15 protein-coding genes are annotated in these 13,399 nt (G+C 50.8%); all 15 read left to right on the forward strand.

All coding sequences use genetic code 11. The features are described 5' to 3' along the window. The first annotated feature begins 60 nt into the window (after positions 1–60). The 15 genes from HMPREF9439_RS04405 (at position 61) to bamB (ending at position 13,397) form a co-directional block, all read left to right on the forward strand. Complete coding sequence (locus tag HMPREF9439_RS04405; protein WP_008811541.1) at positions 61–837, forward strand: radical SAM protein; 777 nt, start codon at positions 61–63, stop codon at positions 835–837. A 102-nt stretch (positions 838–939) separates the two neighbouring features. Next, a complete protein-coding gene (locus tag HMPREF9439_RS13280) occupies positions 940–1,092 on the forward strand; it encodes a hypothetical protein (RefSeq protein ID WP_008811542.1) in 153 nt (50 codons plus the stop codon). A 210-nt stretch (positions 1,093–1,302) separates the two neighbouring features. After that, the gene (surE, locus tag HMPREF9439_RS04410; protein ID WP_008863881.1) at positions 1,303–2,055 is read left to right on the forward strand and encodes a 5'/3'-nucleotidase SurE; all 753 of its coding nucleotides are present in this window, start codon (positions 1,303–1,305) and stop codon (positions 2,053–2,055) included. 86 nt (positions 2,056–2,141) lie between these two features. Beyond that, positions 2,142–2,906 (forward strand): M23 family metallopeptidase, encoded by a 765-nt coding sequence (locus tag HMPREF9439_RS04415; protein ID WP_040603409.1) that lies wholly within the window; start codon positions 2,142–2,144, stop codon positions 2,904–2,906. A gap of 20 nt (positions 2,907–2,926) precedes the next feature. Then, positions 2,927–4,378: a 23S rRNA (uracil(1939)-C(5))-methyltransferase RlmD gene (rlmD, locus tag HMPREF9439_RS04420; RefSeq protein ID WP_008811545.1), complete on the forward strand. Its 1,452-nt coding sequence runs from the start codon at positions 2,927–2,929 to the stop codon at positions 4,376–4,378. 5 nt (positions 4,379–4,383) lie between these two features. Then, positions 4,384–4,926, forward strand: coding sequence for a hypothetical protein (locus tag HMPREF9439_RS04425; protein WP_008811546.1), 543 nt, complete (start codon positions 4,384–4,386; stop codon positions 4,924–4,926). 26 nt (positions 4,927–4,952) lie between these two features. Then, positions 4,953–5,573 carry a hypothetical protein gene (locus HMPREF9439_RS04430; protein ID WP_008811547.1) on the forward strand — a complete coding sequence of 207 codons (621 nt, stop codon included), beginning with the start codon at positions 4,953–4,955 and terminating at the stop codon, positions 5,571–5,573. Between the two features lie 10 nt (positions 5,574–5,583). Further along, positions 5,584–6,108 carry a hypothetical protein gene (locus tag HMPREF9439_RS04435; RefSeq protein WP_008811548.1) on the forward strand — a complete coding sequence of 175 codons (525 nt, stop codon included), beginning with the start codon at positions 5,584–5,586 and terminating at the stop codon, positions 6,106–6,108. A 177-nt stretch (positions 6,109–6,285) separates the two neighbouring features. Next, positions 6,286–6,714, forward strand: coding sequence for a nucleoside-diphosphate kinase (gene ndk / locus HMPREF9439_RS04440; RefSeq protein ID WP_008811549.1), 429 nt, complete (start codon positions 6,286–6,288; stop codon positions 6,712–6,714). Positions 6,715–6,783: 69 nt separating this feature from the next. Further along, positions 6,784–7,953, forward strand: coding sequence for a dual-specificity RNA methyltransferase RlmN (gene rlmN, locus HMPREF9439_RS04445; protein WP_008863883.1), 1,170 nt, complete (start codon positions 6,784–6,786; stop codon positions 7,951–7,953). Beyond that, the gene (locus HMPREF9439_RS04450) at positions 7,946–9,040 is read left to right on the forward strand and encodes a helix-turn-helix domain-containing protein (protein WP_008811551.1); all 1,095 of its coding nucleotides are present in this window, start codon (positions 7,946–7,948) and stop codon (positions 9,038–9,040) included. The genes rlmN and HMPREF9439_RS04450 overlap by 8 nt, the downstream gene beginning before the upstream one ends. Positions 9,041–9,043: 3 nt before the next feature. Further along, complete coding sequence (ispG, locus tag HMPREF9439_RS04455) at positions 9,044–10,276, forward strand: flavodoxin-dependent (E)-4-hydroxy-3-methylbut-2-enyl-diphosphate synthase (protein ID WP_008811552.1); 1,233 nt, start codon at positions 9,044–9,046, stop codon at positions 10,274–10,276. Continuing rightward, positions 10,276–11,553, forward strand: a complete 1,278-nt coding sequence (gene hisS / locus HMPREF9439_RS04460; RefSeq protein ID WP_008811553.1) for a histidine--tRNA ligase — start codon at positions 10,276–10,278, stop codon at positions 11,551–11,553. Before ispG ends, hisS begins: the two co-directional genes overlap by 1 nt. Positions 11,554–11,642: 89 nt before the next feature. Next, positions 11,643–12,278 (forward strand): YfgM family protein, encoded by a 636-nt coding sequence (locus HMPREF9439_RS04465; RefSeq protein WP_008811554.1) that lies wholly within the window; start codon positions 11,643–11,645, stop codon positions 12,276–12,278. Between the two features lie 3 nt (positions 12,279–12,281). After that, on the forward strand, positions 12,282–13,397 hold the full coding sequence (gene bamB, locus HMPREF9439_RS04470) for an outer membrane protein assembly factor BamB (protein ID WP_008811555.1): 1,116 nt from the start codon (positions 12,282–12,284) through the stop codon (positions 13,395–13,397). Positions 13,398–13,399 lie beyond the last annotated feature (2 nt).

A 13,399-nucleotide genomic window follows, 5' to 3' on the forward strand; every position in this document is an offset into this window, starting at 1 on the left:
AGGGGTAGGTGAAAGCTTCCCCTACTCGATTTATTTGCGGTTCTCACGGAGGAGGTCGGCATGGCTTGTATTCTTTTTCCTTCACCAATCTTCGGACCGATTCATTCCAGACGCTTAGGTACTTCTTTAGGGATCAATCTTTTGCCGGCTGAAGCCAAAGTCTGCTCTTTTGACTGCGTGTACTGCGAATGCGGCTTTAATAAAGACCACGACGCCAAACGCAAGCTCCCTACGCGGGAAGAAGTTCGAACAGCTCTGGAAAAGAAACTTATTTATCTGCAGAAAACAGGCGTCGTTCCCGATGTCTTTACTTTTGCCGGTAACGGAGAACCGACGTCTCACCCTGATTTTGACCTCATCATTGATGACACGATTGAGCTTAGAGATCGCTATTTTCCCAACGCAAAAATCAGCGTCTTAAGCAACTCTACCTTCCTTGCGCGCGAGAAGGTTGTTAAAGCTTTGGCAAAAGTGGACAACCCGATTATGAAGCTCGATACCGTAAACGCGGACTACATCAAGCGCATTGATCGTCCGAACGCCAAGTACGATGTAAAAGGTGTCATCGAGAAACTCAAAAACATGACGGTTCGTCCGATTATTCAGACGATGTTCATGAAAGGTGAGTTTGAAGGACAGTCCGTGGATAACACGACAGACGAGTTTGTAGATCCGTGGATTGATGTGCTGGAAGAAATCAAGCCTCGGGAAGTCATGATTTACACCCTTGACCGCGACACACCGGCGGCCGGTTTAAAAAAGGCAGATAAAGAGTCACTTTGTAAAATCCGCGACAAACTTGAAAGAAGAGGTTACCGCGTCATGGTAAGCGTCTAAGGATAAACACTAAACTTTGAGATTTATCTCATTTTTGTCATAAAGCTGTCATATTGAATTACTAAATTGGAAGGTGATTTCATAACAACCTTTGAGGACTAAATGCCTGAATCTCTTCCAATGAAAACTCGTCTTTTATTAGCCGGGGCTTCTCTTCAGTTGATCTCCCTTGCTAAGAAGTCTGAGAAAAAAGAGAAGAAGCAAAAAGTCGTTGCTGTTTCCGCAGGAATGACCCTGTCTAAGGCTACCGCCTAATCTATTCGATAGGACAAATAATTTCGTCGGCCGATTGCCGACATCGATGCACAGCCGCAGAGATTTAGCATACCTGCGGCTTTTGCTTTTTCGGGCGCCTCTAAAAATTCTTTCCTCTGATAGTCCTCGGTCTGCGCTCGCGGCATTGGCTAAGAAGTCGGAAAATCGCGATAATTGAGGACTGAAAACTTCGGCTATCTGAGGAAAGCGATGAATATTTTGATTTCAAACGATGACGGTTATTTAGCGCCCGGTATTCAGGAACTCGCCCGTCGTATCCGCCGATTCGGCAATGTCACAGTGGTTGCACCCGAACAAAACCACAGCGGGGCCAGTAACTCCTTAACGCTTAACCGTCCGCTTTCCGTTCGTCAGGTTCAGGAAAATGTTTTCTTTGTGAACGGTACGCCTTCGGATTGTGTCCATATTGCTTTAACCGGCTTGCTGCCTCAAAAACCGGATATCGTTTTAAGCGGCATCAACTGCGGCCAGAACATGGGTGACGACGTGCTTTATTCAGGAACCGTCGCTGCCGCTATGGAAGGATTCTTGTTCGGTTGCCCGTCCTTTGCTTTTTCTCAGGTGCATTCGGGCTGGTCTTGTTTGGATTCCGCCGCGGAGGTGGCCGAGTACATTGTGGACAACTTTATTAAAAGTCCGCTTCCTGCGCCGTTCCTTTTGAATGTCAATATCCCCAACACAACGATTGACCAGCTCTCTGGGTTAGTCGTGACACGTCTCGGTCGTCGTCACGCCGCCCAATCCGTGATTGAGCAGGTTAATCCGCGAGGCGAGACGATTTATTGGCTCGGCGCCGCCGGTGACGCGCGTGACAGCACTCAGGGAACCGATTTCTGGGCAACATCGCACAATTACGTCAGCGTTACGCCGCTTCAAGTGGATATGACGAATTACGGGATGCTGGATACCGTTCGGACGTGGTGTAACAGCTTTCAGTCCTGAGAATAATTCGATTTGTTCTGACGATTAGGACGGTTTTTACTTAAAATCTGTTCGGTAGAGAAATAAAAGAGGCTCATGGAGGAGTTATGAATTGCAGTAAGTATCTTTGGCCGATGGTGTTTGCTTCGGTGATAGCCGGCTGTTCGTTTACCGGAGGCAATGCCCCGATAACGGACGGTTCAGCGACGGCATCCGTCTATACCGTTAAGCCCGGAGACACGCTGTATGCGATTTCCTCCCGCTACGGCCTCGATCCCGCCGTGGTTGCGCGCGAAAACCACTTGACGAATCCGTCCCACCTATTGGTCGGTCAGAAACTTCGCTTGTCCGTATCGTCTTCAACGGACGCCAATATCCGCAGAGTTGAAGCCAACACCAAGACACAGACGAGTTCGAGCAGTTCTGCTAAGCCCTCGACCTCTTCAAGCGCTGCTCCTGCCGCATCTGCAAGTACTACCCAGACCGCTTCTTCAAGTAGCTCTGTCGGCAGCGCAAACGGCACCTACGGCTGGCCGGCTTCAGGAAAGATTATTCAGAATTTCGGCGGCTTGAATAAAGGTATCGATATCGCTGGATCCGAAGGCGAAAAGGTTCACGCTGCTGTGAACGGTACGGTGCTTTTTGACGGTCAGGTCCAGGGTTACGGTAAGGTCGTGATGATTCGCGATAAAGACGGCTGTGTTTCTGTCTATGGCCGGGTGAAATCGATCTCGGTAAAACAGGGCGATCAAGTTCGTAAGGGCCAGGCGATTGCCGTGATGGGAACAACGGATGTTTCTCCCCGTGTCCATTTTGAAATACGTAAAAACGGCAAACCGATCGATCCTCTTACAATGCTCCAAAAGCACTAAGTTAGTAGTTAGGAAAATTCATGGCACGAGCTAAAAAAGAACGGGCAAAGTATGTCGCCGTTATTGAGTCTCTGGATCAGGAAGGCCGCGGTGTCGCACGCCGTGACGGTAAAGTCGTTTTCATCGAGGGGGCGCTCCCCGGCGAGAAAGTCGAATACGAGGTCTACCGCAGCAAACCTTCTTTTGAATTAGGACTGACAACCGAAATTTATAAGGAATCCCCGCTTCGCGTTTTGCCGAAGTGCCCTCACTTCGGCGTCAAGGACGGCAGCTGCGGAGGCTGCGCCATGCAACATCTCGAGGCCCATGCTCAGGTGGCCATGAAGCAAAAGGTTTTGATGGACGCCTTGTGGCATATCGGCAGAGTCCGCCCTGAACAGGTTCTGGCACCGATCTACGGCTCTGCATGGAGATACCGTCATCGTGCCCGTCTGTCTGTGCGTGAAGTCGCGAAAAAAGGAACCGTGCTCGTGGGCTTCCATGAAAAGCGTTCCAGTTTTATCGCAGACATGAAGAGCTGCGAAATTCTTCCCAAGCGTGTCAGCGATCTTTTGGTTCCCCTGCGCGAACTCATTAACTCTTTATCGCTTCGCAAGAAGCTTCCTCAGATTGAATTGGCCGTGACAGATGAAGCGCTGGCTTTAGTGCTTCGTGTCTTGGAAAAACTGACGGCTGATGATGAAGCAAAACTCAGACAGTTCCAAAAAGACTACGGCGTCGATTTTTGGTATCAGCCGAAAGGCCCGGATTCCATTTATCCGATGGACCCTGAAAATGCGACTCGACTGAAACTGCACCATCGAGAAACCGGTGTGGAAGTCGTCTTCAGACCGACAGACTTCACTCAGGTAAATCATCGCTTAAATGAAGTGATGGTCACCAGAGCGCTTCGTCTGCTGCATCTTGAACCCTCGTCCAAAGTCATTGATTTCTTCTGCGGTCTCGGCAACTTTACGCTGCCGCTGGCGACAAGATCAGCAAAAGTTCTCGGTATCGAGGGAAGCACCGAACTGGTTGATCGTGCCCGTGCAGGTGCAAAAGACAATAATCTCGCAGACAAGACTGAATTTGAGGCTCGTAACCTGTTTGACTGGACGCTGGACGATTGGGATGCCGTCTGGAACAAGCTTGGCGGCGTGGATCGTGTTCTGATCGATCCGCCTCGTGAAGGCGCTATGGCGCTTTGCCGCTCGCTCGCGGACACGGATAAGCGTCCCGCTCGTTTGGTTTATGTTTCCTGCAATCCGGCAACGCTGGCCCGCGATGCTGCGCTGCTCGTAAGGGAAGGCGGCTGGAAACTGCTGTCTGCCGGCGTGATGAATATGTTCCCGCATACGGCGCACGTTGAAAGCATTGCCGTTTTTGAACCGGGTCCTAAGCCGGAAAAAATCGACGAAATCGATGAAATCGAAATCGGCGGAATGACTGAAGAGGCTGAGCAGGAAGCTCGATCCGAGGAACCGAAGATTTAACGGAAATGACGTCTTTGGTTTTTCAGATCGTAATTCTGTTTGTAAAAATTTTGGCGGAGCTGCTGGTCATCATTCTAGTGCCGGCCTTCGCCCTAAAATTTTTCAAGAAGGACTTAAGTTTCGGTCTGGCATTTTCTGCCTCTATTTTGATGATCCTTTTGCCCGTGCTCACGTACGTGAATAACGCCGAGCTCAACAACACGATGCTGCCTTTTGCATCCTGGGGGGTGGGTTCGGTACTGACGCTTTCTTGGATGAGCTGGGGACTGTCGACCGGGGCCATCATTTCTTTTTTGTATGCGGCTTACCTTATCGTGGAAAGCCGCGCCCGCGGGACGATAAATTTAGTCCTGCTCTTCACGGGTCTCGGCTACCTCTTAAATCTGGTGTCTCAGGCAGCTGCGCCGTATCTGCTGTTCGGATCTTTCGGAGTAAATCTTGCCAAAGAAGACCTACCGTTCTTATGCCTGTCGCTGGTACTTGCCTTAGGCGTGGGTATTTACGTAAAGTATTCTGAGGCCGCTGGAAAAACATTCAGCAACGAATAAACAAATAAAAACTAAGGAGAAAGAGAGTGGAAGAAAGCGGAGTATTTGAGTACTGGTTTGCTTTTTTGTTTGCATTGGGCTTTTGTGTCTGGTTTCCGACCTATGTCGTCAAAACCAAAGGGCAGGGCATCTCGACGTGGGGGCTGGCGCTTTGTATTGTCTTCCTGTTTATTGGACTGCCGCTCCTTTCAATTAGTCTGATTCGCGATGTTCTTCCTTCTCTGTGGCTGAGCTTTACCAGCGCCAATTACGAGTCTCCGAGCATATCGCTGCTTTACGGAACCATTCATAAGATGGCCACGCTGGACCAGCTGTATGTGGCGCTCGCCATGATTTGTATTTTGGTTGCCATCGGTCAAAGCATTTTTGCTTCTTGGCTGCTTTACATCCGTCACAACCGCGAAAGCCTGGTTCGGGCACTGAGAATCATGTGGTCCTCGGCTTTCTTTATTGTGTTGGCAGCCGGCATTCTGCCGCTCATTATCTTGGGCTCTCACGGATTTACGGTGGCGATTCCTGCCGGATATACGATGGGTGCTTATATTGCAGTGCTCATGGTGATCACTGCTTACCTGAGAATGAGTCCGCAGGTAGCGGATAATTATCCCATTAGTCACCAGCCGAAGAAAGATCGGGAAAAGAAATAGGAGTGAACGCATGGAATTTCTTATGGCTGTCCGCACACTGATTGCAACAACTGTGATGCTGTTTTGCTCATTATGGCTGGCGCGGCAGTTAAAGATCCATCGTCCGAGACTTCCGGTTTCTGCTGTGCTGATTTTGTCTTTAATCATGCTGTTTGAACCGGGCATGCTGGCTTTCTTGGTTTGGGTAGTGCACGATATCGCTTCGGTAAACGGAGGACTGATGATCCACGCCTACACATTTGTCAAAGCTTCTGTCGCGATCTATCTGCTTTTTATCCTTCCCTCGATTTGGTTTGCCAGAAGCTTCTATGTCGAAAGCAAACTCGTGACCCTCAAAGCACTTCGCTTCGCGATCATTCTTCCGGTCGCATTTACCGCCGTAGTTTTTATTGAAGTTCCGAAAATGATCTGGCAGGATCGCGCCACAGAACTTGTTTCTTCCGGTTTGGAGACGTTCATCGTGGTAGCTGTGATTAACTTGATCCTGCTCGGCCTGACCTACCGTTTCAAACCTTCGAATACGCCTGCACCTTGACCGGTTGCAGGAAACCTTGCACAGCGGAAAACTAAGTAATCAGGCGTTTCAGCCTCTCGTAAAACCTTAGTCCTTAATCCCTGCATGATAAAATCAACCGATTGTCTTTTAGACAAAAAGAAGTGCGGAATCCTCTGCATTTCTATTTTTTACTTTTTTCGTTTTTAAGAGATTGAAATGGCTATTGAACGCACACTTTCGATTATTAAACCCGATGCAGTTGCCAAAAACGTTATCGGTCAGATTTACTCCCGCTTTGAATCTAACAACCTCAAGATTGTTGCTTCCAAAATGAAGTGGCTTTCCCGCCAGGAAGCCGAAGCTTTCTACGCTGTTCACCGTGAACGCCCCTTCTTCAAAGATCTGGTTGACTTCATGGTTTCCGGTCCCGTTCAGATTCAGGTTCTCGAAGGTGAAAATGCCATCATGAAGAATCGTGAACTCATGGGCGCTACCGACCCGAAGAAGGCTGCCAAGGGCACCATCAGAGCCGACTTCGCTCAGTCTATCGACGCTAACGCTGTTCACGGCTCCGACAGCCCTGAAACAGCTGCCGTTGAAATCGCTTTCTTCTTCCCGCAGATGGACATCTACGCCGGCCGTTAATCGACCGCGCATGTAGTTTAGTTAGCGATGTAAAGAATATCCCCGCGCAAGCGGGGATAACACCCGATCATGACAGAAGAAAAGTTGCCTCAGAAAGTGAACCTCCTTGGATTTGATGCCGAGGGGCTGAAGAAGTTTTGTGAAGATCTCGGAGAGAAGCCTTTCCGTGCGAAACAGCTTGAGCGTTGGATTCATCGCCGCGGAGCACGCGATTTTTCTGAAATGACGGATCTCGCCAAGTCCTTCCGAGCCAAACTCGAGAAGGTTGCTGAGATTCGGGGTCCCGAAATCATTCGGGATAAAACAGCTGCTGACGGAACTCGTAAATGGCTGCTTGACGTCGGCAGCGGTAACGCCGTTGAGATGGTTTATATTCCTCAGGACGGCCGCGGCACGCTTTGTGTCTCTTCTCAGGCCGGCTGCGCAATGAACTGTCTGTTTTGTTCGACGGGTAAGCAGGGCTTTAACCGTAATTTGAAAGCATCGGAAATTATTGGTCAGCTTCGGCATGCCGAACACACTTTAAGAAAAGATCTCGGTATCACCGATGAAAACGAAAGAGTAATTTCCAATGTTGTCATGATGGGCATGGGTGAGCCGCTCCAGAATTTGGACGCTGTCATCCCGTCCCTGAAACTGATGCTCGACGATAACGCCTACGGCTTATCCCGCCGCCGCGTTACCGTCTCCACTTCCGGCCTGGTCAGGCAGATGGATAAGCTTGCCGAACAGTGTCCGGTCGCATTGGCAGTAAGTCTCCATGCTCCGAACAATGAGCTTAGAGACAAGATCATGCCGGTCAACCGCAAGCATCCGCTCGAGCAGCTGCTCGCGGCCTGCAAGCGTTATTTGGAACACGCCCCGAGAGATTTCATCACCTTTGAATATATTCTCATCGGCGGCGTGAATGATTCACTCGCACAGGCCAAAGAACTGATTACTTTGGTTCAGGACATTCCCTGCAAGTTCAACTTGATCCCCTTTAATCCCTTCCCGGGATCCGGTCTTGAGCGCAGTAAGCCCGAAGAGGTTAAAGCTTTTGCCGACCGACTGAACGGCGCAGGTATTGTCACTACTGTGAGAAAGGTCCGCGGTGACGATATCGATGCGGCCTGCGGTCAGTTGGCCGGGGAAATTAAAGACCGTACTAAGCTCGCAGAAAAGAGAGCAAATCGCGAGATAATCATCAAAGAGATTAAGAGCCCGGCAAAGGCAACAGGAGGCGAGAAAAATGTCTGAGAACAATATCAACTTGGAAGCCAAAGACCAGCCGTCTGAAGCAACGACGTACGGCGGCTTGTTGCGTATTGCTCGTGAAAATAAAGAATTGAGTATTGATCAGGTATCTTCTCAACTAAGAATTTCACCGGATCAGATCGAAGGATTGGAGTCGGACAACTATAAAGTTTTTCCGACCCCTGTTTACGCTCGCGCCCACCTGCGCAGCTATGCCCGTTTGTTAGGCGTCGATGAAGCCAAGATCATTTCGCTCTTTAATGCGGCATTGGCTCCGGACGATAAAGATCCGCGTACGTTCATCCGCCGCACGACTCAGGAGCTCGCTCCTTATCACGATGCTCAGCCGAAAAACTTTGTCGGTAAGTTTATTGCCGGACTGCTTTTCTTAGCAGTTGTAATCGCATTGGGTTGGATCGGCTACAACTACTACATGAGTCAAAAAACCGAAAAAGCTGCCGAAGTTCCTCAGGCAGAGGCTACACAGCCGGCTGAGGCAGCCGCTCCGGCTTCTGAACTTGCAAAGACTCCTGAAGCCGTTCCTGTTTTGGTTTCCAACACAACGGTTGAACCCGCTCCTCAGCCCGCTGCCGCTGCTTCGGCTCCGGCCGCAGCAGAAGCTCAGACACAGGCTGATCGGGATGCCGCATTAAAAGAAAAACTGCAAAAAGAAGCTGAGGCAGCAGCCGCAGCGAAAGTTGCTGAAGAAAAGCGCTTAGCAGAAGAGGCCAAGAAGGCAGCTGCCGCTGCAGCGCTGGCAGCTGCTGCTCCGTCTAAACTGCTGACGCTGACTCATAACGAAGCTGAAGGCCGCTGGGATCTCGTGGTTCCGAAATCCGCCAACGGAACGTACAAAGTGACGATCGGTGCCGAAGGCGGGGAATGCTGGTTCGGTGTTTACCAGGACAAGAAGCTCGTTCACAATGCTCAGTTAAAGAGCGGTGAAACTCGGGATTATGAAGTTCCGTATCCTTTCAAAGTCTCCGTCGGCAACCGTGCTAAGGGCTTTGTGAAAGTTGACGGCGCACCTGTTGATCTGAATATCAATAATCGCGCGACTTCCACCGTGTTTACTTTGGTTCAAAAATAACGAATGTCCTCTTCACAAAAAGAACCGATGATTGTCCGCTGGAAGGACAATATCGTTGAGATCGGCGCCGGCCGCCCCGTAGTGATCCAGTCCATGACGAACACGGATACGGCCGATGTCGAATCCTCGACTAAACAAGTTTTAGAGCTCGCTCAGGCAGGAAGCGAGCTTGTTCGTCTTACGGTCAACACTCCGGCAGCTGCAAAAGCGATCGCTGAAATTCGCAGGAGGCTGGATGAAGCAGGCTGCTTTGTTCCGCTGGTAGGCGACTTTCATTACAACGGCCACAAACTGCTGAACGAATATCCCGAATGCGCCGAGGCGCTTTCTAAGTATCGAATCAATCCCGGCAACGTCGGAAAAGGCGACAAGCAGGAAGAAAATTTCCGCACAATGATTGAGCTCGCGAAGAAGTATGACAAGCCCGTTCGAATCGGCGTCAACTGGGGCTCGCTCGACCAAGATCTTTTGGCCCGCATGATGTCGGAAAATCAAAAGCTCGAGAATCCGCTCGACGCAAAAGAAGTACTTCGTGAGGCCTTAGTAAGAAGCGCGGTTGAAAATGCGGATCGAGCTGTTGAGCTCGGTATGAAGCCCTCTCAGGTAGCTATTTCCGCGAAAGTGAGCGGCGTCAAGGATTTGATCGCCGTTTACCGTGAGCTCGAGGCTCGCTGTGCTTATCCTCTGCATCTCGGTTTGACCGAGGCCGGAATGGGACTTAAAGGTACGGTTTCTACGACCGCTGCACTCTCCGTGCTCCTGCTGGAAAATATCGGAGATACGATCCGTGTTTCGCTGACACCGGAACCGGGCCAGTCTCGTACAGCGGAAGTCGAACTTGCGTGCGAGATCCTGCAGGCTCTCGGGATGAGGAACTTCACGCCTCAGGTTGTTTCCTGCCCGGGCTGCGGACGCACGACCAGCTGCCTCTTCCAGGAGCTGGCAAAGGAAACTCAGGATTTTATTAAGTTGAGAATGCCGGATTGGCGCAAGCATAATCCGGGTGTTGAAAACATGAATGTGGCGGTGATGGGCTGTGTCGTGAACGGCCCCGGAGAGAGCCGTCATGCAAACATCGGTATTTCTCTGCCGGGCTCAGGCGAGGCGCCGGTTTCTCCCGTCTTTATCGACGGTAAGAAATGGGGGTCTTTGAAAGGGCCGAAGATGAGCGAAGAATTCCATTCGCTCATCGAAGAGTACGTTCAGAAAAATTACCAAAATGCTAAGGAACAATAATGGCGATTGAAAAGATTCAGGCAATTCGCGGCATGAGCGACATGCTGCCGGAAGATGCCCCTCTTTGGCACTTCTTTGAAAAAGAAGCTTCCTCTCTGGCGAAACTTTACGGTTATCAGCACATTCGTACTCCGATCGTCGAACAGACTCGTCTGTTTAAACGCGGTATCGGCGAAGTGACTGATATCGTTGAAAAGGAAATGTATTCCTTCGTCGATTCCTTAAACGGCGACGAGCTTTCTCTGCGTCCGGAAAACACGGCCTCTGTCGTACGTGCCTGTATTGAACACAATCTTCTTTATGAAGGACCGAAGCGTCTTTGGTACATGGGCCCGATGTTCCGTCACGAACGCCCCCAGAGAGGACGTTATCGTCAGTTCCATCAGTTCGGCATGGAAGCCATGGGTTTCAAAGGCCCGGATACGGATGCCGAACAGCTGCTGATGCTTAACCGCCTCTGGAAGCGCCTCGGAATTGCTCCGGTTCGCCTTGAACTCAACTGCTTAGGCCAGCTTGAAGACCGCAAAGCCTATAGAGAAGTATTGATCCAATACTTCGAGGCTCACAAAGATATTCTGGACGAAGACGCTTCTCGTCGTCTTTATTCCAACCCGCTGCGCATTCTCGACACCAAGAACCCCGACATGCAGGACTTGGTCAATAATGCGCCGAAGCTCTATGACTCCTTAGGCGAAGAATCTAAACAGTTCCTTGCAGACCTGGAAGCAATTTTGAAAGCCGAAGGTATCGACTATGTTGTCAATCCGAGACTGGTCCGCGGTTTGGACTATTACAACCTCACGGTCTTTGAATGGGTGACCGATAAACTCGGTGCTCAGGGCACAATCTGCGGGGGCGGCCGCTACGACCCGCTCATCGGAATGCTGGGCGGACGCGATGCTCCGGCCTGCGGTTTTGCCATGGGCATTGAACGCGTGCTTGAACTCATGAAGGAATGCGGCGTTAAGCCCGAATCCAGAGAATGCGACGTTTACGTCGTTTGGGACAAGGCGCTTTACCTTAACGCACTGTCTGCAGCTGAAAGACTCAGAGATGCTGATATCGCGACGATCATCCACAGCGGCAGCATGAAGTTCGGCAACCAGATGAAGCGCGCCGATGCTTCAGGAGCTCTTTATGCATTGGTGATCGGAGCCGACGAAGCGGCGGCCGGAAAGGTCGGCCTCAAAGCACTTCGTGAAAACCTTGAAGGTTACGGTGAACAGAAGACGCTTACGATCGACGAAGCGGTCTCGTTACTCGGCCAGCACGTTTAAAAAGAAGAGGGAACCGGCGTCCCCTTACGTTTACTTCTTTTTTTAGAAATTGAATTTAGAACCTTTAAATAGACCGGGAGATACATTACATGGCCTATGACTTAGAAGAACAAGAGTCCCTTGCCGAGATTAAGGCTTGGTGGGAGAAATGGGGTAACTTAATTTTGACCGTCGTGACGGTCGCCTGCTTATGCGCCGCCGGTTTTCAGGGCTGGCGCTGGTATCAGATGAAAGAATCGACGGATGCCGGTGTTCTGTACGCACAGATGATTCAGGCAAGCAATATGAAGGATGAGGCTCGCGTTCAGGCAATCGCCGGCCGTCTGCACGAAAGCTATGCTTCGACGACGTACGCCGGAATGGGGGCTCTGCTTGCTGCGCATAATGCGGAAACCGCCGGTAAGTATGCCGAAGCAGAAAAAGCACTCAAGTGGATCGTTGATTCCGACAAGTATCCCGAACTCAAGCCGCTCGCTTCTGTCCGTCTGGCTGGTGTTTATCTTGATGAAGGCAAATATGATCAGGGCCTGACTGTTCTCAATGCAGTTAAAGACGCTAAAGGCGAAGAAGTTCCTGTTTATGACCGTATGGGCGACCTCTATCTCGCCAAAGGCGATGTTGCCGCTGCTCGTAAAAGCTGGGAAGACGCCTTGCGTCATGCGCCTATGACCAATCCGCTGGTCGGCGTCATCGAAATCAAATTAAATTCTTTACCCAAGGAATAATTCATGAGTACAAAACTCAAGATTGCGGCCGCAGTCGCTGCAGCAGTTCTGCTTTCGGCTTGTTCCAGTCCTAAACATGAACCCATGCCGCTGGTGAAATTTACACCGAGCATGGAAGTCACCGAGGTTTGGTCCAAAGGACTTTCCTCTGCCGAAGGCTTCTTAGTTCCCGCGGTATATGACGATATGGTGTTTGCAGCCGGCGGAAAGACGCTGACTCGTTTAAATGCCAGGACTGGTGAAACCGAATGGTCCGTTTCTTTTAACAGCCCGATTACCGGGGGTGTCGGCTCTGACGGCTACGTTACAGCTGTCGGTCTTTGGGACGGCAATCTGGAAGTTGTGGATGCCGAAGGCAAGGTCAGCTGGGAAAAGAAACTGACAACGGAGCTGGCTTCTCCTCCCGTGGTTTCTCACGGCCTAGTGATCGCCCGCACGATGGATACCCGAGTCTCTGCTTTTGAAGCTTCCTCCGGCGAACTGCAGTGGACTTATCAGAGAAGTCAGCCCGCTTTGACGGTCCGTTTACCCACAAGAATGCTGGCTCATGATAACTTTTTGTTAGTCGGACAGCCGAACGGCCATATCGTGATTTTGGATATTGCCTCCGGAAAACCGATGTTTGAATTCCAAGTCGCCCAAGCGAAAGGCGTGACCGAAGTCGAACGTTTGGTTGACGTTGTCGGGGCGCCGGCCTTCAGCGACAACTTAGTTTGCGCCGCCGCCTTCCAGGGCGCTGTAACTTGTGTGGACAGCACCAACGGACAGACGAGATGGACGCAAAAGATTGATGCCGTCGCAGGTCCTGCCATTGACGAAGACAACGTTTATGCCGTCAGCGTCAACGGAGAAGTCCAGGCCTTCTACCGCGAAAGCGGAGAACAGCGCTGGTCCAATAAGACCATGCTCTACCGCGGACTTTCCGCGCCGGTCGTATTCCCGGGCGCCGTGGCTGTCGGTGATGAAGACGGTTATGTTCATTTCCTTTCGCCGAGAACCGGTGAAGAAATGGCGCGTGTTCGTTTGAGCGGTCCGATCGTAACGCAGGCACAGCCTTTTAGTGCAGGCGCTATTTTCCAAACCAGTAAAGGCGACGTTGCTTATTTGTCGAATAGATAAGA

This window comes from Parasutterella excrementihominis YIT 11859 (assembly GCF_000205025.1).
Classification (GTDB): Bacteria; Pseudomonadota; Gammaproteobacteria; order Burkholderiales; family Burkholderiaceae_F; genus Parasutterella; species Parasutterella excrementihominis.

Coding starts and splice junctions, on each gene's coding strand:
- HMPREF9439_RS04405 (WP_008811541.1), top strand. CDS start 61: ATGGCTTGTATTCTTTTTCCTTCACCAATCTTCGGACCGATTCATTCC.
- HMPREF9439_RS13280 (WP_008811542.1), top strand. CDS start 940: ATGCCTGAATCTCTTCCAATGAAAACTCGTCTTTTATTAGCCGGGGCT.
- surE (WP_008863881.1), top strand. CDS start 1,303: ATGAATATTTTGATTTCAAACGATGACGGTTATTTAGCGCCCGGTATT.
- HMPREF9439_RS04415 (WP_040603409.1), top strand. CDS start 2,142: ATGAATTGCAGTAAGTATCTTTGGCCGATGGTGTTTGCTTCGGTGATA.
- rlmD (WP_008811545.1), top strand. CDS start 2,927: ATGGCACGAGCTAAAAAAGAACGGGCAAAGTATGTCGCCGTTATTGAG.
- HMPREF9439_RS04425 (WP_008811546.1), top strand. CDS start 4,384: ATGACGTCTTTGGTTTTTCAGATCGTAATTCTGTTTGTAAAAATTTTG.
- HMPREF9439_RS04435 (WP_008811548.1), top strand. CDS start 5,584: ATGGAATTTCTTATGGCTGTCCGCACACTGATTGCAACAACTGTGATG.
- ndk (WP_008811549.1), top strand. CDS start 6,286: ATGGCTATTGAACGCACACTTTCGATTATTAAACCCGATGCAGTTGCC.
- rlmN (WP_008863883.1), top strand. CDS start 6,784: ATGACAGAAGAAAAGTTGCCTCAGAAAGTGAACCTCCTTGGATTTGAT.
- HMPREF9439_RS04450 (WP_008811551.1), top strand. CDS start 7,946: ATGTCTGAGAACAATATCAACTTGGAAGCCAAAGACCAGCCGTCTGAA.
- ispG (WP_008811552.1), top strand. CDS start 9,044: ATGTCCTCTTCACAAAAAGAACCGATGATTGTCCGCTGGAAGGACAAT.
- hisS (WP_008811553.1), top strand. CDS start 10,276: ATGGCGATTGAAAAGATTCAGGCAATTCGCGGCATGAGCGACATGCTG.
- HMPREF9439_RS04465 (WP_008811554.1), top strand. CDS start 11,643: ATGGCCTATGACTTAGAAGAACAAGAGTCCCTTGCCGAGATTAAGGCT.
- bamB (WP_008811555.1), top strand. CDS start 12,282: ATGAGTACAAAACTCAAGATTGCGGCCGCAGTCGCTGCAGCAGTTCTG.